The sequence below is a fragment of the Ruegeria sp. YTSA144 genome, assembly GCF_059610125.1.
In genome coordinates this window covers 105,112-126,218 of sequence record NZ_JBXWNA010000003.1, presented here as the reverse complement: position 1 = coordinate 126,218, position 21,107 = coordinate 105,112, and the positions used below count along the sequence as shown (strand labels likewise).

The window sequence follows — 21,107 nt, the reverse complement described above, 5'->3', positions numbered from 1 at the left end:
GCGCAGAATTTTCGGAGGATGACGGTCAGCGAAGCGGGCTTTAATGCCGTTGGCTGTGTTCGAATTAATGCCTTCCATAGGCACATTGCGGTAGACCCCATTGTAGAAAAACACTCTGGATCTGGAGCGCCACAGATCATGAGATACCTCTGGGCACGGCGTTTTCAGCATCAAAAAGGCAGGGTGGACAGACTGTGGCTAGAATGGTTTCGCCAATGAGCAGAACCTCAACTTCCGTGCCGGTTTCGGCATGAGTCGGATCGATGTATGCGATGGCAAGGTTCGTCCCGGTGCGATAGCCCCACGCGGCAGAGGTTATCGATCCGATTGGATTACCATCAGCGAACACTCCTTCGCCGGGACGTGCTGTTCCCTTGGCGCTGTGGATTTCCAGAACTACACATTTCTTGCGGGTACCTGCGTCAATTTGCGCCTTAAGCCCTGATTTTCCTGGGAAATCCTTGTTCATGTCTACGTAGCGATGCAGCCCTGCCTCGATCGGATTGAACTCGGTGATGAAATCAGCTTTCCAGTGGCCATACCCTTTTTCCAGGCGCATCGAGTCAATTGCGAACATGCCAAAATGCGACAGCCCAAACGCTTCGCCCGCCTTGGTCAGGATGTCATAGGCGGCATAAAGCTGAGTGTTGGGTATGTGCAGTTCAAACGCCTGCTCTCCGGAAAAGCTGATGGCGATAGCCAGCGCCTCGACATGGCCGATAAAAACACGCCGCGCCGTCAGCCAGGGGAAGTCAGACTGCCCCCATTTGGTGCGCGGCGACACAGAGGCCAGCAGGTCTCGGGTTCTGGGGCCTGCAATCACCATCAACGTATGGGTGTTGGTGCGACTTTCGATGCGAATATCCGAACCTTTGGGAAGGTGCTCGGTCAGCCAGTCCATGTCATGATACTCGGCAGACGCGGCGGAGCCATAGAAGATGCTCCCGTCCGGAAGTGGCACAATTGTCGCCTCGCCCGAGATATTGCCTTTCGGTGTCAGGAAATAACACAGGCTTGCCCTGCCGGTTTGGGTCGACACCTTGGAGCAGGTTAGACTGCTGAGCCAGTCGAGCGCATCGGTTCCGCTGATGCGGCAATGGTTGAAACCTGACAGTTCGGCCAACCCGACACCCGAACGTAGCGCCTCGATCTCGGCCCCCACAACATCGTGCCAGTTCTGGAATGCGTATCCGTGAGTGGTTTGGAAATCCGCGTCAGGTTTGTAGAACTCTGTCCGCTCCCAGCCATTGACGACGCCGAACTCGGCACCTTTGGCTTTCAGCACCGGGTAAAGCGGAGATGCCTTGGCCGGGCGACCGGCCGGGCGGTGTTCATGCGGCAGGTGCCAGCGGAACTCGTGCTGGTAATCCTCGATTGATTTCAGCGCGGTGAACTCGGTATTGGCAAAACTGGTGATGCGGCGCGGATCAAGCTGCCAGCTGTCCCACTCGGTTTCACCATGCACCATCATCTGCGCCAGCATCTTGCCGTAGCCACCGCCTTCGCCGATGCCCACTCGCAACCCGTTCATCGACCAGCAATTGCGCAGGCCAGGTTGCTTGCCCACCAGCGGCCCGGCATCCGAGGCATAGGCAATCGGCCCGTTCACTACGGATTTGATGCCGGCCTCCTGCAAACAGGGCAGACGGTCAAAGATCGGTTCCATCTTGGGCAGCAAGCGGTCCAGATCATCGGGGCAGAGCGCATTGACGAAATCGGGGTCGATCCCGTGCATCCCGAAGGTCTTGCAGTCATGTTCGTAGATGCCGACCAGAAGCCCCTTTTTTTCTTGCCGCATATAGAACGTGTCACGCGGGCAGCGCACCATGGGCACGCGGGTGTCGCGCTCGACCAGTTCAGGGATGTCTTCGGTCACGAAATACATGTGCTCCATCGCAATGACGGGGTATTCGATGCCCATCAGCGCGCCGACTTCGTTGGCGCGATAGCCGGCCGCGATCACGATATGCTCAGCGGTGATCGTGCCGCTTTCTGTCGTCACCAGCCATTCGTCATTGGGCAGTTGTTTCAGCGCAGTAACGGGTGTGTTGCGGTGAATTTTCGCACCCATCCTGCGAGACCGGGCGGCCAAGGCCTGGCACAGTTGTGCCGGATCAATGTCGCCGTCCTGTTCATCCCACATCGCCGCCAGAACACCGTCGATATTCAGCAAGGGATTGCGCCGCTTTGCTTCGGCCGCATCAAGCAGATCGAACTCGATCCCCAACCCCTTGGCCACGGACATGATGTGATGCACTTCGTCAACGTGAGTGGGGTTGGTCAAAAGCCGCATGCCACCCGTGGCATGGTGATAATTGATCGGATAGGCCGGATCATCGGCCAGTTCCTTGTAAAGCCTGATGGTGTAATCCCGCAGCAACAGCAGCAGTTGATTGAACGCCACACTGGGGCATTGCGCCGCCGAATGCCAGGTGGTGCCGCTGGTCAACTCGTTACGCTCCAGCAGGACTGCGTCGGTCCAGCCTTCCAGACAAAGGTGATAAAGCGCCGACAATCCACCAATGCCACCACCAACAACGACAACCCGCGCATGGCTTTGCATGAGCCACCTCCAGAAATTCAGATTTCTGGATAGTATCAGCCGGATTATATCTTTTGAAAAACTGAATATTTGAAATACAAAGATCATAAATAGTGAATTATGAGCGAGTATGGATATTAGTCTGAAAGCCCTTCGATATTTCATGGCGGCCACTGAAAGCGGCAGCCTGACAGAGGCGTCCAAGAAGATGCACGTGGTGCCATCCGCCGTGCTGGCTGCGGTCAACCAGGTGGAAGAGGCCTTTGGGATGCAGCTCACCATCAGACACCGGTCCAAGGGGATTGCGCCGACATCCACGGGGAAAATCATCATGGCCCGTGTCCGGCATCTGCTCGATGAATACGAGGCACTGATGAGCCAGGGCGCCGAGATGCGTACGCAATTGATCGGCACATTGCGGGTGGGATACTACGCGCCTGTTGCCCCAGCTTTTTTACCTGCCATCGCGCAAAATCTTTTGGCGGACAATCCACGTGTCGATATCAAGTTCATCGAATGTGACACCCAATCCGCCCAGGCCGGTTTGCTGTCCGGTGACTTCGACGTCATACTTTGTGTTGCCGAAAGCTTGGCCCCGGAAGTGGCCTTTGAGACCCTGATAGAAGTGCCCGGCTACCTTCTTGTCCCAAAACAGCACGCGTTTGCATCCAGAAGCAGCGTCTCCCTTTCCGAGCTGGATGGCGAGCCCATGATTCTCCTCGATCAGCCTGTGATCAGCGACTACTACAGCCGTATGTTCCAGGCCGCCGAGGTCACTCCGCATGTGGTTTGCACTGCAACGACGCTCGAAATGGTTCGAAGTCTGGTTGGCATGGGCGTAGGCTGTTCACTGTTGCACATGCGCCCCAAAACGCATGAGACCTACGCGGGCGAAAACGTCCTGGAGGTGCCGTTGTACCCGGCCACCGACCCGTTGAAAATTGTTCTTGGATACCTGCCAGACAATCCACGCCGCATCGTGAAATACTTCACCGACAGCCTGCGGGATCTGTTTTTGCAGGACGCGGCAAACCGCTTTCTGGTCATATCACAAGCCGAAAAATGACTGGTACGGCGATAGCTATATGTCGCTTCATGCCAGTTAATACGTATCGCAGCATTAGACGCTTTGGGCTCATAGCAGCCATACCCAAGATCACTTCAACTGACTGTCTTTCGACCCCCGCCGATTGACACCGCCACGTGCCTTGAACGCGCCGTCCCGTTCCTGCTGGCAATCCAGACACAGCTTTACTCCCGGCAACGCGACGCGACGCTTTTCCGGTATGGGTTCTTCGCATTCGGCACAATGGGTCAGGCTTTCGCCCTGGGGCCGCTTTTGCGCCTGCATCCGCGCCAGTTCATCTGAGATCGACGCTTCGATCTGTTCGCTCACAGCGCCGTCGCGTGCCCAACCTCCGGCCATCGGTCATCTCCTGAAATTGTGACACTCAGGATAGCTGAGCCGTTGGCCGCAACGCAAGTTACAGTGAAACCGCGCCTTCGAATACACGATCAATCACCTTTTGCGTTCCGCGTGAGAATTCCAAAGGACAAGGGTATTCCGCCCCATCCCTGATTGATCGACAAAAGGCCTCGACCTGCAACTTGTAATGGTCTGCTCCGGGGAAGCGCGTGACCTGAACTTCAAGCCCCGGCCGGTGCAACTCGACCCGCGCCTCTCCGAACACACGTGCATTGAACGGGGTCGTCAGACGGACCAAACCACCTTCGCCGTGAAACACCATCTCCTGATGGGGATGCATCCGTATGGACACATAGCTCGAATAAGTGAAATCGGGGAACTGCGCGCGTATTTCGGTAAAGATGTCGATGTCATCCTGCCACCGGATCGCTGACTGCACTGACACAGGCTCTTGCCCGGTTGCAAAGCGCGCTCCACCGATCACGTAGACCCCGATGTCACGCAATCCTCCGCCGCCCGTTTCCGCACGGTTTCGAATGTTCCGAGTGTCAGAGCGATTGTCGAAACTGAATGCACCGGTCACATGTACCAAATTGCCGATGGCACCATCAGCGATCAGTTTCCTTGCAAGCTGCCATTGAGGGTGATGGACGATCATGTATGCCTCGGCGGCCAGCAGGCCGCTTTCATCCCGCTTTTGAATCAACGCGTCGAATTCATCCGCCTTCATGGTCATGGGCTTTTCGCACAGAACATGCTTGCCAGCTTCCAAGGCCTTAAGGCTCCATTCCGCATGCATATGGTTGGGCAACGGGATGTAGACTGCGTCGATTCCGGTGTCTGCCAACAGCGCATCATAGCTGTCATACACGTGTAAATCCGGGCAAAAAGACTGGAACGGTTCGGCCTTTGCGGCATCGGACGTTGCCAGCCCGGCCAAGCGCGCCCCGTTGGCGGCATGTATCGCTGGGGCCATGTACTCACGGGCAAATTTCGCGGCACCCAATACACCAAATTGAACCGGTTTCTGCATTGCGCCCTCCGTACTCGGCTTGTTTCAGATTGTGCGCATCCAAAGGGTCCCCGAAGGCTTGACCTGCCACAATATCAAAGAAGAAAACTGTACTTTCTCGTAGCACAGCTTCCGGTCTTCAGCCACTTTTTCGCGCCTCAGCGTCAGTGGCTGCCAACATTTGCAAAAAAACGCCCCCTGATCTTCAGAGAGCGTTTTCTGTCTTCGCGTAAACGCGACAGGGTCGGCCCCGAGGGCCAGTCTGTCAGGCGGTGCCCAGCATGCCTTTTTCCCGCGCCAGATCCCGCATTTTCTTTTGCAGTTTCTCGAATGCGCGCACTTCGATCTGGCGAATGCGCTCGCGGCTTACGTTATACTGTGTGCTCAATTCCTCGAGCGTGACAGGCTGATCCATCAAACGGCGCTGGGTCAGGATATCCTTTTCCCGATCATTCAGCACATCCAAAGCCGCCGCTAACAGTTCCCGTCGCGCTTCCAACTCATCGCGCGCTTCGTAATCACCGGCCTGATCGGCATCCTCATCCTCAAGCCAGTCCTGCCATTGCATTGTGCCTTCGCCTTCGGACCCGACCGTGGCGTTCAGGGACGCATCGCCACCGGACATCCGGCGGTTCATGCTGATCACTTCCTCTTCGGTCACGCCCAGATCAGTGGCGATCCGCTTGACGTTTTCCGGGCGCAGGTCGCCCTCTTCCAATGCGCCGATACGGGCCTTGGCCTTGCGCAGATTGAAGAACAGTTTCTTCTGCGCCGAGGTCGTGCCCAGTTTCACCAGAGACCAGGACCGCAGGATGTATTCCTGAATCGAGGCACGTATCCACCACATGGCATAGGTCGCCAGACGAAAGCCTTTTTCAGGGTCAAACCGTTTGACCGCCTGCATCAGGCCCACATTGGCCTCGGAAATCACTTCGGCCTGCGGCAGACCATAGCCGCGATAGCCCATGGCGATCTTGGCCGCCAGACGCAGGTGAGATGTCACCATCTTGTGCGCGGCTTCAGTGTCCTGCTCTTCGACCCAGCGCTTGGCCAGCATGTATTCTTCTTCCGGCTCCAGCAGAGGAAACTTGCGGATTTCCTGCATATAGCGATTCAGGCCGCCCTCGGGCGTCGGTGCGGGAAGATTTGCGTAGTTTGCCATTATTGTGTCCCTCCGACAAATGTTTAGGTATTTAACATAGGATATGGGTAAGGAACCCTTCCCATTCAAGAGGTGCTGCTAACAGTCTGAAATTAATCTTGCGTTAAGGAAAGGTAAAAAGCCCCTATTCACAGGACTTTGCTAATTATGACAGCGGTGTGCGCAGACGTTCGACAAGGCATTGCATATCTTGCGGCAAATCAGCCTCGAACCGTAGGGATTCACCGGTGACAGGGTGCTCGAACCCCAAAACGGCGGCATGAAGCGCCTGACGGGGAAAAGCGCTTACAGAACCCGCGGCGGCGGCGGAAAAAGCCTTGGCGGACAGCTTGCGTTTGCCGCCATAAACCGGGTCGCCCACCAGCCCGTGTCCCGCGTGGGCCATATGAACCCGAATCTGATGGGTTCGGCCCGTTTCAAGCCAGCATTCGATCAGGGCAAGACCCGCCGGAGTTCCAAAGGTTTCGACAACACGCGCACGCGTTACGGCATGGCGCCCACCGTGGAACAGAACCGCCTGTCTCTGACGGTCGGTCTTGTGCCGCGCAAGTTGCGTTGTCACGCGCATAATGTTGCCGGGTTCAAAGCTGATCCCTTTGACACCGCGCAAACGAGGATCGTTGGCATCCGGCACCCCGTAACACACCGCGCGGTAATACCGTTCGACGCTATGCGCCGCGAACTGCGCGGCCAGACCGTGATGCGCCGCATCTGATTTCGCGACCACCAGAAGGCCACTTGTTTCCTTGTCGATGCGATGCACGATACCGGGGCGTTTCACCCCGCCGACGCCCGACAGATCGTCTCCGCAATGGTGGAGCAAAGCATTCACCAGAGTACCGCTGGGTGATCCCGGCGCAGGGTGTACGACCATGCCTGCGGGTTTGTTGACGACGATTACGTCCGCATCCTCGAATACGACCTCGAGCGGGATGTCCTCGGGGCCGATATGGCTGTCTTCGGCCTCGGCCACGACAATCGTGACCCGCGCCCCTTCGACCACCTTGGCCTTGGGATCGCGTGTCTCGGCACCGTCGATCTGAACCGCACCTTCTTCGATCAGACGCGCCAGCCGGGTGCGCGACAGGTTTTCCCCGTCTGGCACATCCCGGGAAAGCGCCTTATCAAGGCGAGGCGGCGGATCGGCCGCGATGTGAAACTCAATCTGGCGGGTGCCCATGACTGTCCCTTCCGAACCTCAAGAACCGCAGGAAACTCCGCAACTGCGATTGCTGCGGCGGATGGTCATGCTGTTGACCGCGGTGATGATTGGCGGGGTTCTAGTGACATTCGCCCTGATTGTCATCCGCCTATCGGACCGCACCCCCACCTTGCCGGATCAGATCGAGCTGCCCGACGGCGCCCGGGCGCAGGCCCTGACCATCGGGTCGAACTGGTATGCCGTCGCAACCGATGACAATCGCATTCTGATCTTTGACAAAACAACAGGAAAACTGCGCCAGGAAATCGCAGTCGAATAGGCCCTGCCGCCTGTTCCGGCGGCATGAAAGATCAGGGGATCGTCCAGCCTCAGCCGGGAAACAGCCGAGTTCCGGTCCACGCAGCACCCAGACGCAGATCCAGCGCATCCGACCGTATCTTGTGCTTGCCCGACACCGGCGCCAACATGATGTCGCCCAAGCAAATCCTGTCACCGGCCGGGAGAAGCTCTATGCAGGCGCATTCAAGGTCTTGCCCCAGGGTTTCAGCGATCCGGATCATGTCTTCAAAGCGCTCGGGTCGGGGTTCGACGGTGTTGCTGGTTGGTGAATACAACTCATCTGCAAGGTAATCGTAGTCGCGATCATGGAGCATTTGAATGCGGCCTCGCCCCCGGTCACGGTCAACCTGCACCAGCTGCACGCGTCCGGCGATCACCCAGAATTTCCAGCTGCCGGCCTGTCGATCCCCGGCGGACAAGTCTTCTTCGATGTAATAGAGGGGCTTTTGCGTGGCGCGCCACCATTCGCCTGTCCAGAACCCTTCGGGCGTTTTCGTCTTGTGCCACGCGGCCAGTTTCTGGTTGGCATCGTCGCGCTGCGTGCCATCCAGCGGAAACGACAGGGCCAGCTTGTGACCAGGACTCATCGTTCCTTTCAACCAATACTGGCCTGGCCCGAGGTCGAGTGTTTCGGGCAATGCCGGAATATGCGCCTCCCACATGCGCTGTGGGCAGGCAAGCAGTTCCGAGGCGTTGCCCACGTATTTGGACCGGTCAGAGGTCAACGCATCGGGGACTTCGCCAAACAGCTTCATGACCACCAGTTTTTCGGCGAATGTCTTTGGCGCGCGCAGGTCAGGCAAAGACCGATGGCTATCCGCATAATTGTACAGAGACATGCCAAGCGCATTCAGCCGTGCAGGGCCACTGCCATAATGTTCCCAACCGCGCGAAAAACCGACGCGTGGCGGGGTGTTGGCACCGTACAGATTGTCAGTTGCAATCGCGTCGAGATCAGCCTGCGCCGCCTTGAGATAGTCTTCCCGGTCAGAGAGCAGAGCAACGGAAACAACGCCGCCGGTGGCGTCGTGGATTTCTTCGGTCGTTGCGCGCAACGTGGGCAGGTTTGCCGGAAACTCCACCGGTTTCAGGCCCCCTCGGCCATGGCGTGGCAAAGGCGCGTCGCCGGGTCGCACACCCAGGTTCCGCAAACGTCGATCCAGAAACGAATGCCGCTTGATACCGTTTGCAATCCACCATCGCATCCGACGCCCCCACAGATGTACGGCAAGCGTTTCCTCTTTGATATACGCGTCCCTGAACTCTCGGACGTGAATATCATTGGCTTGTCCTGCCCGTCTGAACGGCAAAGGATAAAAGACCGGTATGGGGCTGGCATGTTTCAGTTCGTCGTGGTGGCGCAGAAACCACGTCATGACACCGGGGCCGTACACGCTGTGTTCCTGATCTGACGCATGCGGCAATTCACCCGCGCGTTTCTGGCGTTCCAGTTCTTCCCGTTCTTCCCCTTCAACCCAGGGGCGGATCGGATAGGGATCCTGGCAGTATTCGGAATACGCATTCAACGTGGGGCTGTCGGATGGCAGCCGCATGACGGCATTGCAGATGGTATCACGGTTGAAATACCCAAAGACATGATCTGCCCTTGGTATCGGGGCAAGCGCCAACACATCCGTGTCGCACCACAGAAAGTCCGTTTTCTTCATCAGATGCAATCTGAAGATATCGGATTGGGGCACGGGCGTCTTGAACTGGTTGTTTACGATGAACTGCTTGGGCTCGTGGATTTCGTTTGCCGACACCAGTTCGATACCATCCGGAACGTTGTCGACTTGCCCATAGTGGAACAAAACGACCCTGTGCCCACATTCCACGAAGGACAGCATGCACATCTGCTCCAGAAAGCTCAGGCTGCCTTCCATCCACAGCATCCCAATCGTCGGAAGAGAGCGATCCGCAACCATTCGTCTATTTCTCCAGGGGCTGTGTTGTCAGGACTCTGTCCGGTTTTCGTCAGAAGAAGATGGAGAGCCTGCCGACAGGCGCTCCCTTACGCCGCGGTCCTTTGCGACAAAATCCACAGCCGGTTTTTCAAGAAGTTTCTGGTACAGCTCATCATACTCTGGCAGTTTCAGCAGATCGTTGATCAGCGCCTTGTGCCAGCGGAACGCTCTTCTATGCAGCCGTCGAAGCCTGTCATCAGCGCGAAACTCTTCCAGCACCGCATCCACTTCATCCTTGTACCGCAGGATTGTTTCATCTTTGGCACCGCCACGGTTCCAGCGGTCCCAATATTCGGTTCCAAGTGTCTGCGAGGAATGATTTGCCCGACCTCGGCTGCGCTTGGCCAGATAGGCCTGCGTGGATCTGACGGCATAGTGGTTGATCTGTGCAACTTCAAAACCGAACGGGGGCGAGACATGGTTGCCGAATGGGGCAGGTTCCGTGGCATGCCCTCCGGGCACGGACCGGAACACGCCAGCCTGAAGTTCGGGGCGGGGGTGCGGGTTGTGCAACCCGAAGCGAAGATAGAAATCGCCCTGCCGGAACAGGGATTTGACAAACCGGCGCCCTGCCCCGCCTTGTTCGAAATCCAGTTCACAATCGTAGAACTGCCGCGTCACCAGCGTATCGCGCATAACATGCCGACCACTGTTCGAGAAAATCTTCCAGGGGATGGAAATGACGTCAACGCCGGGCGTTGCCTCGATCAGATCATCGACCCTGTGATTTCCAACGTGAATATTCAGGAATTCATCCGCGTCGCCGACATATATCCATTTTGCGTCTTTCACCACCGGCAAGCGCCGTGCCTGCCTCAGCGCAGATCGATGTATCCCACCGGTTCCAACCCGGTTCCTGTGAAACTCTACATGGCCCAAGTCCTGCAAGCGTCTCAGAATCTGGTTGGTGCCGTCTGTACAATCATTGGTGTAGACAATGATCCGGTCAAACCCCAGCACCTTGTGATGGGCCACCCATTCCAGAATATAGGGGCCCTCGTTCTTCATCGCAGTGATGAGGATCTTTTCAGGCTTTTCCATCGCTGCCACTTATCCCCGCCGCCTAGTCGTTCTGACCTTTGCTGTCATCTTGCGGGACAATCTTTTCGATGGCGATCTGCGCGCCGGCTATCGCGCGGATGCGCAGCTCTCGGGGGTGCTGGCCCAGAAACTCGTTGACCGCACGGATCACGCCGTCGCCCCACCAGCCGCGGCGGTGGTAGTCGTCGAATGCCATGATCCCACCGGGTTTGATCTTGGGAAACAAAGCGGCCAGATCGGCGGTCACGCCTTCATATGAATGATCCCCATCAACATAGGCAAACGAGATGCTGTCATCATCGAAAAGCTCCAACGCGGGTACCGAAAAATCGCGTATGATACCAACCTTGCCTTCTTCGATCTCGGCCTCGAAAGACTTTACGACCTTCTGGAAGATGGCCTCCATCTTTTCATCTTCGGTCCGGCCCACAAACGCGGTTGTGTGTGATTCCTCACCAATATGTTTCCATGGGTCGATCAGAAAAAGCTGACTGGGCTCGATCAGTTTCAGAATGGTCGGAGAGAACTCACCCTGCCAGACACCGATTTCAACGGCCAAGCCCCCCTTTGGCAAACGCGAAAGGAATGTGCGACGGATTGCTTCCTTGCTGTTCTTGCGCTTGGTCGCCTTGTCAGCCTTCGGTTTCTTCTGGCTGCCGGGCGCAACACCGATAACCTTGGATTCGTTTGACATCTCGACCTCACTTGCAGACGGGTATCCTGTTCACGCAGAACCCGTTTTGTTTATTGAAACATGGCTACCACGCCGTCGGCGCAAGAACCAGAAGCTATGCATCCTTTTTGTCAAGTGGTGGCAACTTGTCGATACCAAGCCACGGTGGCTGCAAGCTGGTTACTCGGTACCGCGCAGCATTGCGCCCCAGAAAACTGTTTATTGCCGCATTCATACCCGTATACGACCCGCCACCATGACGGCGATAAGATGTGAATGCGATACTGCCCCCGGGTGCAAGAACCCGGTCGATGCGGCGCAACAGCTGGGTCATCACCTGCTCGGCCCGCACCCCGCGGATGATGACGACGCCGACGCTTTCGTCTTCAAACAGCTTCAGCATCAAGGGGGGCAGCGCCCGGTAGACACGCAATCGTCCGGCAAGAATGGGGTCGCGGAAATATTCCAGCAGTGCATAGAACGTGCGGTCCAACGCCTGTAGCTCGGGATCCTGGGTTGCATCCGGGCAGGTAAAACCGTCCCATGACAGCCCCCACGGCCCTATGACCGTCAATTTCTCGACAGCGTCAAGGTCAAGTATTTCTTCAATGATTTCAGTCTCAACATGTCCGATCAGCACCCAGTTCTTCTTGCCACTGATCGATCGAAGAAAACTCTGCCGCTGGTCTTTTGTTCTTTCAACTTCCGGGGGGACAGCAGGCAGGTAGACAGGATCCTTTGGATCAAACGGCACCGAAACTTGTTTGGCATCCGTAATTTGCGCGTGCTGCGCGGCGGCCTCTTCGTAATCGAACGAGGTTTCGAGGGAGTCGAGCCGAACAAACCAGGGGAAATTGTATGGCCTGGAGTTCTCGGGCTTGGACATCTTGCCAAGCCGCGTCCATTTCGCGACCTGGGCAAATGTGATTTCCGGGTCCTTGTACATTTCGGCGTTGAAGGACAGATCGCCGTCTTCCATCACGCCGAGGTCCAGCGCCTTGACATAGCGCCCGCTGCGAAAGCGGCTGAACTTTGCAACGAAATCCTGCGCCACCTCAGTTTTTCTGAGGCTTGCGATACGTTCCTTGTGAAATGCAACCGCCTGATGATGCAATTGCCCCAGAACAGGATCGGATCGCAGTTTTTCGTAGACCTCCCGCAGTCGCGCGACTTTGGACAGGATCGAGGTTTCTTCGATGTCGTTATAGCAATGCAGCTTCCAGTAAGCTTGACCGGTTGCCTCCATCTTCGGATGAAAGCTCGAGGTGTTCACATCCCCGCGCAACCGTTTCATCAGATAGCTTTCCACAGACCTCACCGCATAGTGGTTCATCCGAAAAAGCCTGCGACCAAACCCGGCGCCCGTTGATGAATACGCCCACCCGCGTCTTCGCATGGCCGGCGGCAACGGATCCCCGTCCCCGTCGACCCAGGCAAATCGATCCGCCTTGTTGGGTATCGGGCCGCGCGGTCGATGCGTGCTTATCGTGCGATACGATCCGTTGTTGCGGAACAGCGATTTGAACGCCCGCAAGTTATGGGGGCTGACGGCGCCAAGCTCGCCCGCACGGGTGAATTGCTCGACAATGAACCTGTCTTCGAACTCGACGATTCCGTTGTGCCCGAACAACTGCCAGATCGCGGCAAATCCGTCCGCATGCGGCAATGCACGAAACAAATCGTCCAGCGTCCCGTCGCCGACGCGAATATCAAGAAATTCATCCACGTCGCAGACCAATATCCATTCGGCCTCTTTGCTCCAGGGGTGTTCCATGGCGTTTGCATAAGCTGAAGCCTGAGGTCCAAATTCCCACGGGCCGGGATTGTCGATATGCGCCAGAAACCCCAGTTCCTGGCATCGCCGAAGAATCGCGTCGGTGCCATCGGAACAATCGTTCGAATTGACGATAAAATGCGTGAAGCCGATCGAAAGATAATATGCAATCCATTCCAGGATGAACGGCCCTTCGTCTTTCATCGTGGATATGACAAGTCTCATCGCGTCTACCTGTACCCGTGGCCCGCAAATTCAGGATAGCGGGAAAAAACGCATCTTTGCAGATGTATAGCGCGCATCCCTGCCTGCGGCTTTGTTACGGGCCCCGGAATTGCATTGCAAGTGGACGAGCCCGCCGGTTCAGTGACTGCCAACTGCAAAACTCCGCGGACGGCCACGACGCCGCAGACAGCGATCCCGCAGCGTGCCTCTGCCTTGAAACCGTCATTCGGATTGCCTTCGCGCGCCAGACATCTATAGCTGGTGTTCACTGCTGCCGAAGTCATTTGGCGGCAAGGTTGCGGCATCTCGAGTAGATCATGACAGGTAATCTCAAAGACCAAAGGGCGCATGGCCTTGATGCTCTGCGCGGTATCGCAGCGGCTGCGGTCGTGTTTGTACACGCAGTGCTCATTCATCCACTTGGAGTCGATTACACAGACTGGGGCGTCGACTATTTTTCGATGGGGGTGCCGCTGTTTTTCATAATCAGCGCGATGTCCATGTCGCTGGCTTATCCAAATGGAGTTTCCATTGATCGAAGTTGGGCCTATGCCTTGCGCAGGTTTTTTCGAATTGCCCCGCTCTTTTACCTGATGCTTTTCGCCTGGCTGTATATAGGTGTCCAAGCCGAAACGGGTACGATCATCAGGAATATGACATTTCTGTTCGGGTTTGTCCCCAGTGAACAAACCAGTCTTGTTCCGGCGGGTTGGTCAATCGGCGTCGAAGTCATCTTCTATCTTCTGTTCCCCTTCCTTTGGATTTGGCGGAATATTTGGTCAGCGATAATTCTCTTCTTGCTCGCCTGCTTGGGATGGGCGTCTGTAAACTTGTCTGGTCAGGGCGAAGTTCCCGATTACTACTATTGGACCAGCTTTTTCACGAACGCCCCGTATTTTGCGTTGGGCCTGATCGTCTGGTGCATCTACCGTTTGACACCGACTTCGCACGCGGGCCTTCTTGGCTATGCCACCCTCGTCGCGGGTCTGGCCGGGTTGGTTTTCATGTTTCTGTTCGGGCCGATCCCTGATGAGGCACAGAAACTGTACAAGCCGGTCCCGCTCGAGTTTGTGTTGGGCTGGGGCGTTGCCTCTGCAAGTCTCGTGCTATCGCAAGCGCTTCGACCTGTCTCTGCACTGTACAACTCTGCAACGCGTTTTCTGGGAAAGATCAGTTACAGCCTGTATCTGATGCATCCGTTTTTGATCTATAAGACACATCTGACCAGATGGGCCGCAACGCTTACGGACAACCCGGATCTTGTGGTGCCCGTGGTCTGCGCAGTTACCCTTGCCGTGGCAGTACCCATTGCAACTGTTATCTATTATGCCGTCGAAGTTCCGTTCATGCGTCTGGCCCGCCGGATAACCAAACCAGAACTGAGAGATACAGTGTCACAACGACTGGCGTCGTGACGGCAGAGCGCGCCCACCGACACAATGCGGATCTATAGTACCAGGGGAATAGTCTCGCCTCGATTGCGGGCGATCTCGGTAATGTCAAAAACACCGCTTTGCAGTTCAGCCTCGCCCCGAACAACCATAGCTGAGTGATTTTTCACGATGACTTCGCGAACGATATCTGGCCGGCAGGCGCAGGACATGACGCACTGAAGCACCAGGTTGGCCAGCGCCTTTTTCCCGTCGAAATAGTCGGAGTTGTAATGTTCGTCCATCGTGGACCATTGCCAGTCTTCAATGACGAAGACGCCCCCTTCAGACATGCGCGGAAAAACGAGGTTGAACGACAACAAGGTTTCCAAATACTGGTGCGAAGCGTCATCTATGACGAGGTCAATCTTCTCGTTGCCGAACTCTGCATCCAGCAATTCCCCGAACCGATTGACGTCAGCCTGACTTACCCCCTTGTAAAGGCGCACGTTATCCTGCCGAGAATGCCTTTCTATATAGGCGTCAAGGTGAGGCAGTTCGCGCGTCGAATACTCAACAGCAACCAGTTTGTCAGGCCGAAAAACACGATCGAGGAGTACGACGCTCCCGCCCTGCCATACTCCGATATCGACGATATTGCGAACATCGATCTTCGAGGTGCAATCCAGTTCGGCCTCGATCATTTCGCGGGTTTTCACCAGCAGAAACTCGCTATCGTTCGATGTGATTTCGTGGTATTCCGCGATGTCGACCGTGGCGAAAAAATTGACGCCGTCAACGGTACATCTGTTCCGCTCCGACCAGACTACCGGTTGAATTATCTTCTTTTTTGAACCGCCCGAAACCGAGCGCAAGACAGTCGAGACAATTTCCGTAAATCTGCTCACCACTATGCCCTTACCTGATGGCTTGCGTGCTTCATCTCCTGAAAGGCACGGGTTTACAAGCTTCCTTTACATCAAACGCAGAAAGAAGCGCGAGGCAGGCGTTGCACGGCCCCGAAAATGGGCTGGGCCAGAGCATAATCGCCGAAATCGCTGCAAGCTTTCATGTATTGCCCAGCGTTGAAAAAGATATGTTTCATTCTGCACGCCGAAGCTGAATAAAACTGCATGCCTGAGTTGAACAGGGCACATTTTGCCGAAAATGTGACTCTGATTAGCCATGCCCCCAGGCCATTTCCCGCGATTCTTGTTGAATCTTTACAGTAGAAAGGTCAGAACCAGCCCGACATCTATGCAAGGTTTTTTTCTATGCTCGCGGAACTTCGGGAACAATATCTGACCACGGTTGCCCGTGCCCTCGATGGCACGATCTATGAAGACCCACCAATTCTGTTTGGAGACACCAAACCGGATTACAACTCCAAAAACCGTGAATACGGCTGGGATTGGCCGTCTGTTGCGTTCACTATGGTAGGCAGCAAGCGATTGGCCAATGTTCGCGCCATGGTGGAATCCGTCATTGGCAACCAGATTCCCGGCGATTTTGTCGAAACCGGAGTATGGCGTGGCGGTGCCAGCATCTTTGCGAAAGCGGTTCTTTTTACATATGGCCAGAATGACAGACGCGTCGTTCTGTGTGACTCTTTCCAGGGGCTGCCCGAGCCGAATGAAGAACTGTATCCTCACGACAAGGGGTCTGATTTCCACAAATACGACGCTCTGGCCGTGTCAGCCGATTCTGTAAGGGCCAATTTTGAAAAGTTCGGGCTTCTGGACGATAATGTCGTGTTCATCGAGGGTTTCTTCAAAGACACCATGCCACTGGTGCCCAGCGAGCAGATTGCAGTGCTGCGTCTTGACGGCGACATGTATGAATCAACCATAGATCCATTGCGGCACCTTTTCGGCAAAGTCTCGAAAGGCGGCTGGATCATCGTTGACGATTATCACGTGGTTCCCGCAGCCAAAGCTGCCGTTCATGACTATCTTGACGAAGTGGGTTATCAGCCACCCGCAATCAACGAAATCGATGGTGTGGGCGTCTATTTTCAAAAGGTCTAGAAAGGACCAGGCCTTGGGTTCAGGTCATGGGTCAGATTGCGCCCGCCACTTGCGGGCGCTGCCGACGTCGGCGCCCGTCACCTGAACACCTGAAACCTCACGCTCAGCAAGGCTGCGGCCTGTTCGTGTTTCAGAATGGCCGACCAAGCTGACACCCTTGGTGGGTGCTACCGGGGTAGAATCCTCAACATCCCGATGAGCGTCCAAAACATGGAACTGATTCAGGTTCTGAAAGCGGATCTTTCACGTGGAACCGCTGTCTTCGGCCACCCTTTCGGACATCGCACACTGGGCGCCACACTGGATGCAATCTTCGCACCCGCCCTCAATTTCATGTTCTTTCACTGAAAGTTGGTGCGGTCGAGAAGACTCGAACTTCCACGGGAGTTACCCCACAGCGACCTCAACGCTGCGCGTCTACCAATTCCGCCACGACCGCACTGCCAATGACTTGGTAAAGCGGCGTATAGACGTTGGTGCGCGCGATGTGAAGAGGCAAAAACGCAGTGGTTTAAATTCCTTCACCACGGGCTTATCTCTGCCACTGGACAACACTCTATTGACCTGACAGGAGCCGCAGATGCCCTCGCCCGATAACCGCCCGATCGTTCAGATCGATATCGTCTCGGATGTTGTGTGCCCCTGGTGCGTTGTCGGGTTTCGACAGCTTGACATGGCGTTGCAGCAACAGGATGTCCTTGCCCGGCTTCGCTGGCATCCGTTCGAGTTGAACCCGAACATGCCGCCCGAGGGCCAGAATCTGCGTGAACATATCATGGAGAAATACGGCACGACCGCTGAACAAAGCCAGCAGGCCCGGAACCGGCTTACCTCGATCGGGGCCAAGCTCGGCTTTGCCTTCAACTTCGACGATGACAGCAGAATGGTGAATACATTCGCGGCGCATCAGTTGCTGGATTGGGCGGAAGAGTTGGGTCGGCAGCATCCTCTGAAGCTGGCTCTGTTCGACGCGTATTTCACTCAGCAGAGGGATGTTTCCGATATGGTTGTTCTGCTGGAAGTTGTTCGATCCATCGGGCTGGACGCGGATACGGCGCAACAAGCGCTTGAAAGCGGAAAACACATTGACCCGGTACGTGAAAAGCAGCAGTTCTGGACCAGCCGGGGCATTTCAGGCGTGCCATCCATGGTTTTTGGCGGGAAATACCTGCTGACCGGCGCGCAGGGTTCTGAAACCTATGCCCAGGTGCTGCAACGTTGCCTGTCCGAGGCCGCCTGACCCCTTTTCTTGACCGATCCAGACGGATATGAGACCGGCATGGAATGGAAAATCACCGATGGTCTGACCAGCTATGACGACGCCGTTGCCTTTATGGAGGCGCGCGTCGCCGCAATCGCAAATGGCAAAGCCGAGGAATGCGTCTGGCTGCTGGAACACCCGCCGCTTTATACGGCCGGCACTTCGGCCAAAATCGAGGATCTGACCGACCCCGATCGGTTTCCGGTTTACGAAAGCAAACGCGGCGGCGAATACACCTATCACGGGCCCGGTCAACGTGTGGCCTATGTCATGCTGGATCTGAACAAACGCGGCCGCGACGTGCGTCAGTTTGTGAAGCAGCTTGAAACCTGGGTGATCTCGGCGCTGGCGGAATTCAATGTAAAAGGTGAGATTCGTGACGGGCGCGTGGGGGTTTGGGTTCGGCGTGATGACAAGCCGCTGACGGCGACCGGCAAACCGGCGGAAGACAAGATCGCCGCCATTGGTCTGCGCCTGCGCAAATGGGTCAGTTTTCACGGAATCTCGGTGAATGTCGAACCTGATCTGGACCATTTTTCCGGCATCGTCCCTTGCGGGATCAGCGAATACGGCGTGACCTCATTGGTCGATCTGGGCTTGCCGGTAACGATGGCAGACCTTGATGCCGCACTGAAAAAGACATTCGCAGACGTATTTGGCCCTGTGGCACCCTGATTCCATCTGCCGATCACTGCGCAGCGAATCGCTGCGCGCCACTGTTGCAAACAACAATCCCTGTGACCGGCTGGCTCTGTTTCCCATGCGTAAGGCAATTAACCCTGAATTCGGTGGATTTATGGAAGTCTTTAAGCATTTTTTAACTCAGCTAGATACAAAGGCTCCGTTAACGAGTAATATGGAACTGCCAATCAAGAGTGAGTGGTATGTTAACCGGTGATCCAGGGCTCGCCCTCGAAATCCGAGAAGTGTTTGGTTACGAGTCTGCCGTTCCGACCCCAAATCGGAACGGCAATTCTCTTTGCGGCGCCGCTATTCTTCATGGTGCCCAAATCGGGACGAACCGACGCAGGCGCGGTCGGCCTGTTCCAGTTCGAGCGTCGCGTGGCCAACCCCGAAACGAACTTGCAGCGTTTGCCTGACACTGTCCCGAACCACTTCGGCATTTGACCAGGCGTTCGCATCGACGACCAGATGAGCCGTCAGCGCGGGCTGCCGTTCCTGCATACTCCACAAATGCACGTGATGTACTTCGGCCACCCCTTCTGTTTCTTCGATAGCCGCCGCAACCTGCTCTGGTTCCAGGTCGGGCGGAGCGCCCAGCATCAGAACACGGATTGTCTCACCTATCTCTTCTTTGACATGCCACATGATGTAAACCGAGATCAGGATCGTCACCACCGGGTCCACCCATGTCCAGCCAAGCAGGATCACTGCGGTGCCCGCTACGATCACGGCGACTGATCCCAATGCGTCAGCAACATTATGAATGAATGCGGCCCGGATATTCATGCTCTCCTTGGCCATGGCATACGTCAGCGCAGCGGTTACGAGATCGACCACCAATGCCAGCGCGGCGACCCAGACCATAATCCACCCGTTGATCGGCTCGGGTTCAAAAAACCGCATCACACCTTCGTAGAACAGATAAACCGACAGCACGATCAACGTGGTGTAATTGACCAATGCGGCAACCACCTCGGCCCGGCCATAACCAAAGCTCATCCGGGGATCTGCCGGGCGGCGGGCGATCTTGCGGGCGACAAAGGCGATGATCAGCGCGACTGCGTCCGAAAAATTGTGCAATGCGTCGGCGATCAGGGCCAGAGAACCCGAAATGATGCCTCCGATGACCTGAGCCAATGTCAGGAACATGTTCACCGCAATCGCCCAGGCGACGCGTGCATCACCTGCGCCCGGATCGATGTGGTTGTGCTTGTGACCATGCCCGGTGTGGGGATGCTGGTGTGCCATATCGTTTCATGTCCCTTGTTACGGCTTCCCAGAGCATGTAATTTCTCTAGCCACTAGAGGTTCAAGAGGTCGCAACGAAAAAATGTACTCGATCGGGGACTTATCGCACCGAACCGGAGTGAAAATTCCCACAATCCGGTTCTACGAAGACAAAGGCCTGTTGCCCAAGCCAGAGCGAACCGCGGGCAATCAACGCCGGTATGACGATGCCGCTTTAAAACGGCTGATCTTCATTCGCCATTGCCGTGATCTGGGATTGCCACTGGCCGACGTCGTGGGCTTGCTGTCCCTTGAGGGCGCATCTGGCAGCGATCTTAACCGGGCGCACGAAATTGCCGAAAAGCAACTGGCCGACCTCCGGGATCGTATTGCCCGCCTGCAAAACCTCGAGGCGGAACTGACCCGAATTTCAGCGGCCTGCGACGGGCAACACGACCATGTCTGTGCCGTGCTGCACGCGTTTCAGGATCACGGCGAATGCATGGGGCCACATGGCGCCGAATGATCAGGCGAGTGCGGCGCTGATCTTTTTCGCGTGCTCTCCGATAAGGTCAAAATCCCCCATCTTGCCCGGCGGGCGCATGGAAACCCCTTCGTGGCGCGGCAGGACGTGAAAATGCAGGTGAAAGACTTCCTGCCCGCCTGCCGCCTCGTTGAATTGCTGAATCGTCACCCCGTCCGCGTCAAAGGCGGACTTGACCGCCCGGGCCATCTTCTGCACCGTTTTCACAACCGCCGTCAGTTGCTCGGGCGTAGCATCCAGTACGTTGCGGCACGGTGTTTTGGGGATCACCAACAGATGCCCGTCCGTGCGCGGCATGATATCCATGAAAGCCAGCGTTTCATCATCCTCGTACACGCGCGTGCACGGGATTTCTCCTCGCAGGATTTTCGCAAAGATATTGTCGGGGTCGTAATCAGCCATCTCAAACCTCTGGATTGCGGGTGTTGGCACAGTTCTGAGACGCGTGCGGGCAACGGTCAAGGCGGAACTCTGCCAGCGCCCGTGCCGCATCGGCAGGCCGGGCTTGAATTCTCATCCGCCATGCCCAGATAACCCACGTTCAAGGCCGGAAAATCGTGCGGCACCCGCCTGCCCGCGACAATTAATCTTGATCCAGATCAAACTCGGCCATTGAAGGTGCCCTCGTCACATTCTAAAAACAGCAGGAATCCCGCGCGTTGGAGAGGTCCGAC

General features: G+C 56.2%; 20 protein-coding genes and 1 tRNA gene. 8 read left to right on the top strand and 13 right to left on the bottom strand.

All coding sequences use genetic code 11. From position 1 onward, the window contains the following. Nucleotides 1-136 precede the first annotated feature (136 nt). A complete protein-coding gene (locus AC2FF8_RS09450; RefSeq protein WP_496879538.1) occupies nt 137-2,563 on the bottom strand; it encodes an FAD-dependent oxidoreductase in 2,427 nt (808 codons plus the stop codon). Nucleotides 2,564-2,672: 109 nt separating this feature from the next. On the opposite strand from AC2FF8_RS09450, the gene AC2FF8_RS09445 reads away from it, so the two are divergent. Continuing rightward, nucleotides 2,673-3,608 (top strand): LysR family transcriptional regulator, encoded by a 936-nt coding sequence (locus tag AC2FF8_RS09445; RefSeq protein WP_496879537.1) that lies wholly within the window; start codon nt 2,673-2,675, stop codon nt 3,606-3,608. A gap of 90 nt (nt 3,609-3,698) precedes the next feature. On the opposite strand, the gene AC2FF8_RS09440 is transcribed toward AC2FF8_RS09445, so the two are convergent. The 4 genes from AC2FF8_RS09440 to AC2FF8_RS09425 all read right to left on the bottom strand — a co-directional run bounded on the left by AC2FF8_RS09440 (nt 3,699) and on the right by AC2FF8_RS09425 (nt 7,322). Further along, complete coding sequence (locus AC2FF8_RS09440) at nt 3,699-3,968, bottom strand: DksA/TraR family C4-type zinc finger protein (RefSeq protein WP_170346639.1); 270 nt, start codon at nt 3,966-3,968, stop codon at nt 3,699-3,701. Between the two features lie 58 nt (nt 3,969-4,026). Continuing rightward, nucleotides 4,027-5,001 (bottom strand): Gfo/Idh/MocA family protein, encoded by a 975-nt coding sequence (locus AC2FF8_RS09435; RefSeq protein WP_496879536.1) that lies wholly within the window; start codon nt 4,999-5,001, stop codon nt 4,027-4,029. Between the two features lie 244 nt (nt 5,002-5,245). After that, on the bottom strand, nt 5,246-6,142 hold the full coding sequence (rpoH, locus tag AC2FF8_RS09430) for an RNA polymerase sigma factor RpoH (RefSeq protein ID WP_170346637.1): 897 nt from the start codon (nt 6,140-6,142) through the stop codon (nt 5,246-5,248). Nucleotides 6,143-6,287: 145 nt separating this feature from the next. Continuing rightward, on the bottom strand, nt 6,288-7,322 hold the full coding sequence (locus AC2FF8_RS09425; RefSeq protein ID WP_257600506.1) for an RluA family pseudouridine synthase: 1,035 nt from the start codon (nt 7,320-7,322) through the stop codon (nt 6,288-6,290). Between AC2FF8_RS09425 and AC2FF8_RS09420 the strand changes: the two genes are divergently transcribed. Beyond that, nucleotides 7,321-7,623 (top strand): DUF6476 family protein, encoded by a 303-nt coding sequence (locus tag AC2FF8_RS09420; RefSeq protein ID WP_224855318.1) that lies wholly within the window; start codon nt 7,321-7,323, stop codon nt 7,621-7,623. The genes AC2FF8_RS09425 and AC2FF8_RS09420 overlap by 2 nt on opposite strands. 49 nt (nt 7,624-7,672) lie before the next feature. Here AC2FF8_RS09420 and AC2FF8_RS09415 read toward each other — a convergent pair whose 3' ends face one another. The 4 genes from AC2FF8_RS09415 to AC2FF8_RS09400 all read right to left on the bottom strand — a co-directional run bounded on the left by AC2FF8_RS09415 (nt 7,673) and on the right by AC2FF8_RS09400 (nt 13,320). After that, a complete protein-coding gene (locus tag AC2FF8_RS09415) occupies nt 7,673-9,568 on the bottom strand; it encodes a hypothetical protein (RefSeq protein ID WP_496879535.1) in 1,896 nt (631 codons plus the stop codon). Nucleotides 9,569-9,595: 27 nt separating this feature from the next. Next, a complete protein-coding gene (locus AC2FF8_RS09410) occupies nt 9,596-10,648 on the bottom strand; it encodes a glycosyltransferase family 2 protein (RefSeq protein ID WP_170346633.1) in 1,053 nt (350 codons plus the stop codon). Between the two features lie 22 nt (nt 10,649-10,670). Further along, nucleotides 10,671-11,342: a class I SAM-dependent methyltransferase gene (locus AC2FF8_RS09405; protein ID WP_170346632.1), complete on the bottom strand. Its 672-nt coding sequence runs from the start codon at nt 11,340-11,342 to the stop codon at nt 10,671-10,673. Between the two features lie 94 nt (nt 11,343-11,436). Then, complete coding sequence (locus AC2FF8_RS09400) at nt 11,437-13,320, bottom strand: glycosyltransferase family 2 protein (protein ID WP_496879534.1); 1,884 nt, start codon at nt 13,318-13,320, stop codon at nt 11,437-11,439. A gap of 317 nt (nt 13,321-13,637) precedes the next feature. On the opposite strand from AC2FF8_RS09400, the gene AC2FF8_RS09395 reads away from it, so the two are divergent. Further along, nucleotides 13,638-14,735, top strand: a complete 1,098-nt coding sequence (locus tag AC2FF8_RS09395) for an acyltransferase family protein (RefSeq protein ID WP_496879533.1) — start codon at nt 13,638-13,640, stop codon at nt 14,733-14,735. A 32-nt stretch (nt 14,736-14,767) separates the two neighbouring features. On the opposite strand, the gene AC2FF8_RS09390 is transcribed toward AC2FF8_RS09395, so the two are convergent. Continuing rightward, a complete protein-coding gene (locus AC2FF8_RS09390) occupies nt 14,768-15,598 on the bottom strand; it encodes a class I SAM-dependent methyltransferase (RefSeq protein WP_496879532.1) in 831 nt (276 codons plus the stop codon). Between the two features lie 366 nt (nt 15,599-15,964). Here AC2FF8_RS09390 and AC2FF8_RS09385 point away from each other — a divergent pair, with 366 nt between their 5' ends. Next, nucleotides 15,965-16,717 carry a TylF/MycF/NovP-related O-methyltransferase gene (locus AC2FF8_RS09385; protein WP_257600501.1) on the top strand — a complete coding sequence of 251 codons (753 nt, stop codon included), beginning with the start codon at nt 15,965-15,967 and terminating at the stop codon, nt 16,715-16,717. Between the two features lie 210 nt (nt 16,718-16,927). After that, nucleotides 16,928-17,065 (top strand): hypothetical protein, encoded by a 138-nt coding sequence (locus AC2FF8_RS09380; protein ID WP_496879531.1) that lies wholly within the window; start codon nt 16,928-16,930, stop codon nt 17,063-17,065. 4 nt (nt 17,066-17,069) lie between these two features. Here the strand turns inward: AC2FF8_RS09380 and AC2FF8_RS09375 are convergent. Then, nucleotides 17,070-17,156, bottom strand: a tRNA-Leu gene (locus AC2FF8_RS09375). 141 nt (nt 17,157-17,297) lie between these two features. Here AC2FF8_RS09375 and AC2FF8_RS09370 point away from each other — a divergent pair. Both AC2FF8_RS09370 and lipB read left to right on the top strand, forming a co-directional pair. Then, on the top strand, nt 17,298-17,957 hold the full coding sequence (locus AC2FF8_RS09370) for a DsbA family oxidoreductase (RefSeq protein WP_496879530.1): 660 nt from the start codon (nt 17,298-17,300) through the stop codon (nt 17,955-17,957). A gap of 39 nt (nt 17,958-17,996) precedes the next feature. Continuing rightward, nucleotides 17,997-18,653 (top strand): lipoyl(octanoyl) transferase LipB, encoded by a 657-nt coding sequence (gene lipB, locus AC2FF8_RS09365; RefSeq protein ID WP_496879529.1) that lies wholly within the window; start codon nt 17,997-17,999, stop codon nt 18,651-18,653. Between the two features lie 315 nt (nt 18,654-18,968). On the opposite strand, the gene AC2FF8_RS09360 is transcribed toward lipB, so the two are convergent. After that, entirely contained in the window at nt 18,969-19,910 is a 942-nt protein-coding gene (locus tag AC2FF8_RS09360) for a cation diffusion facilitator family transporter (protein ID WP_496879528.1), read from the bottom strand. A gap of 82 nt (nt 19,911-19,992) precedes the next feature. On the opposite strand from AC2FF8_RS09360, the gene AC2FF8_RS09355 reads away from it, so the two are divergent. Continuing rightward, nucleotides 19,993-20,415, top strand: coding sequence for a MerR family transcriptional regulator (locus AC2FF8_RS09355; RefSeq protein WP_425078056.1), 423 nt, complete (start codon nt 19,993-19,995; stop codon nt 20,413-20,415). On the opposite strand, the gene AC2FF8_RS09350 is transcribed toward AC2FF8_RS09355, so the two are convergent. Beyond that, nucleotides 20,416-20,835, bottom strand: a complete 420-nt coding sequence (locus AC2FF8_RS09350; protein WP_480684584.1) for an HIT family protein — start codon at nt 20,833-20,835, stop codon at nt 20,416-20,418. Between the last annotated feature and the right edge of the window lie 272 nt (nt 20,836-21,107).

Excerpts from the sequence above, each read along its gene's own strand:
- AC2FF8_RS09370 (WP_496879530.1), top strand. The coding sequence starts at position 17,298 with ATGCCCTCGCCCGATAACCGCCCGATCGTTCAGATCGATATCGTCTCG.
- lipB (WP_496879529.1), top strand. The coding sequence starts at position 17,997 with ATGGAATGGAAAATCACCGATGGTCTGACCAGCTATGACGACGCCGTT.
- AC2FF8_RS09425 (WP_257600506.1), bottom strand. The coding sequence starts at position 7,322 with ATGGGCACCCGCCAGATTGAGTTTCACATCGCGGCCGATCCGCCGCCT.
- AC2FF8_RS09450 (WP_496879538.1), bottom strand. The coding sequence starts at position 2,563 with ATGCAAAGCCATGCGCGGGTTGTCGTTGTTGGTGGTGGCATTGGTGGA.
- AC2FF8_RS09400 (WP_496879534.1), bottom strand. The coding sequence starts at position 13,320 with ATGAGACTTGTCATATCCACGATGAAAGACGAAGGGCCGTTCATCCTG.
- AC2FF8_RS09395 (WP_496879533.1), top strand. The coding sequence starts at position 13,638 with ATGACAGGTAATCTCAAAGACCAAAGGGCGCATGGCCTTGATGCTCTG.
- AC2FF8_RS09360 (WP_496879528.1), bottom strand. The coding sequence starts at position 19,910 with ATGGCACACCAGCATCCCCACACCGGGCATGGTCACAAGCACAACCAC.
- AC2FF8_RS09355 (WP_425078056.1), top strand. The coding sequence starts at position 19,993 with ATGTACTCGATCGGGGACTTATCGCACCGAACCGGAGTGAAAATTCCC.
- AC2FF8_RS09350 (WP_480684584.1), bottom strand. The coding sequence starts at position 20,835 with ATGGCTGATTACGACCCCGACAATATCTTTGCGAAAATCCTGCGAGGA.
- AC2FF8_RS09385 (WP_257600501.1), top strand. The coding sequence starts at position 15,965 with ATGCTCGCGGAACTTCGGGAACAATATCTGACCACGGTTGCCCGTGCC.
- AC2FF8_RS09415 (WP_496879535.1), bottom strand. The coding sequence starts at position 9,568 with ATGGTTGCGGATCGCTCTCTTCCGACGATTGGGATGCTGTGGATGGAA.
- AC2FF8_RS09440 (WP_170346639.1), bottom strand. The coding sequence starts at position 3,968 with ATGGCCGGAGGTTGGGCACGCGACGGCGCTGTGAGCGAACAGATCGAA.
- AC2FF8_RS09445 (WP_496879537.1), top strand. The coding sequence starts at position 2,673 with ATGGATATTAGTCTGAAAGCCCTTCGATATTTCATGGCGGCCACTGAA.
- AC2FF8_RS09435 (WP_496879536.1), bottom strand. The coding sequence starts at position 5,001 with ATGCAGAAACCGGTTCAATTTGGTGTATTGGGTGCCGCGAAATTTGCC.
- AC2FF8_RS09380 (WP_496879531.1), top strand. The coding sequence starts at position 16,928 with ATGGAACTGATTCAGGTTCTGAAAGCGGATCTTTCACGTGGAACCGCT.
- AC2FF8_RS09405 (WP_170346632.1), bottom strand. The coding sequence starts at position 11,342 with ATGTCAAACGAATCCAAGGTTATCGGTGTTGCGCCCGGCAGCCAGAAG.
- AC2FF8_RS09410 (WP_170346633.1), bottom strand. The coding sequence starts at position 10,648 with ATGGAAAAGCCTGAAAAGATCCTCATCACTGCGATGAAGAACGAGGGC.
- AC2FF8_RS09420 (WP_224855318.1), top strand. The coding sequence starts at position 7,321 with ATGACTGTCCCTTCCGAACCTCAAGAACCGCAGGAAACTCCGCAACTG.
- rpoH (WP_170346637.1), bottom strand. The coding sequence starts at position 6,142 with ATGGCAAACTACGCAAATCTTCCCGCACCGACGCCCGAGGGCGGCCTG.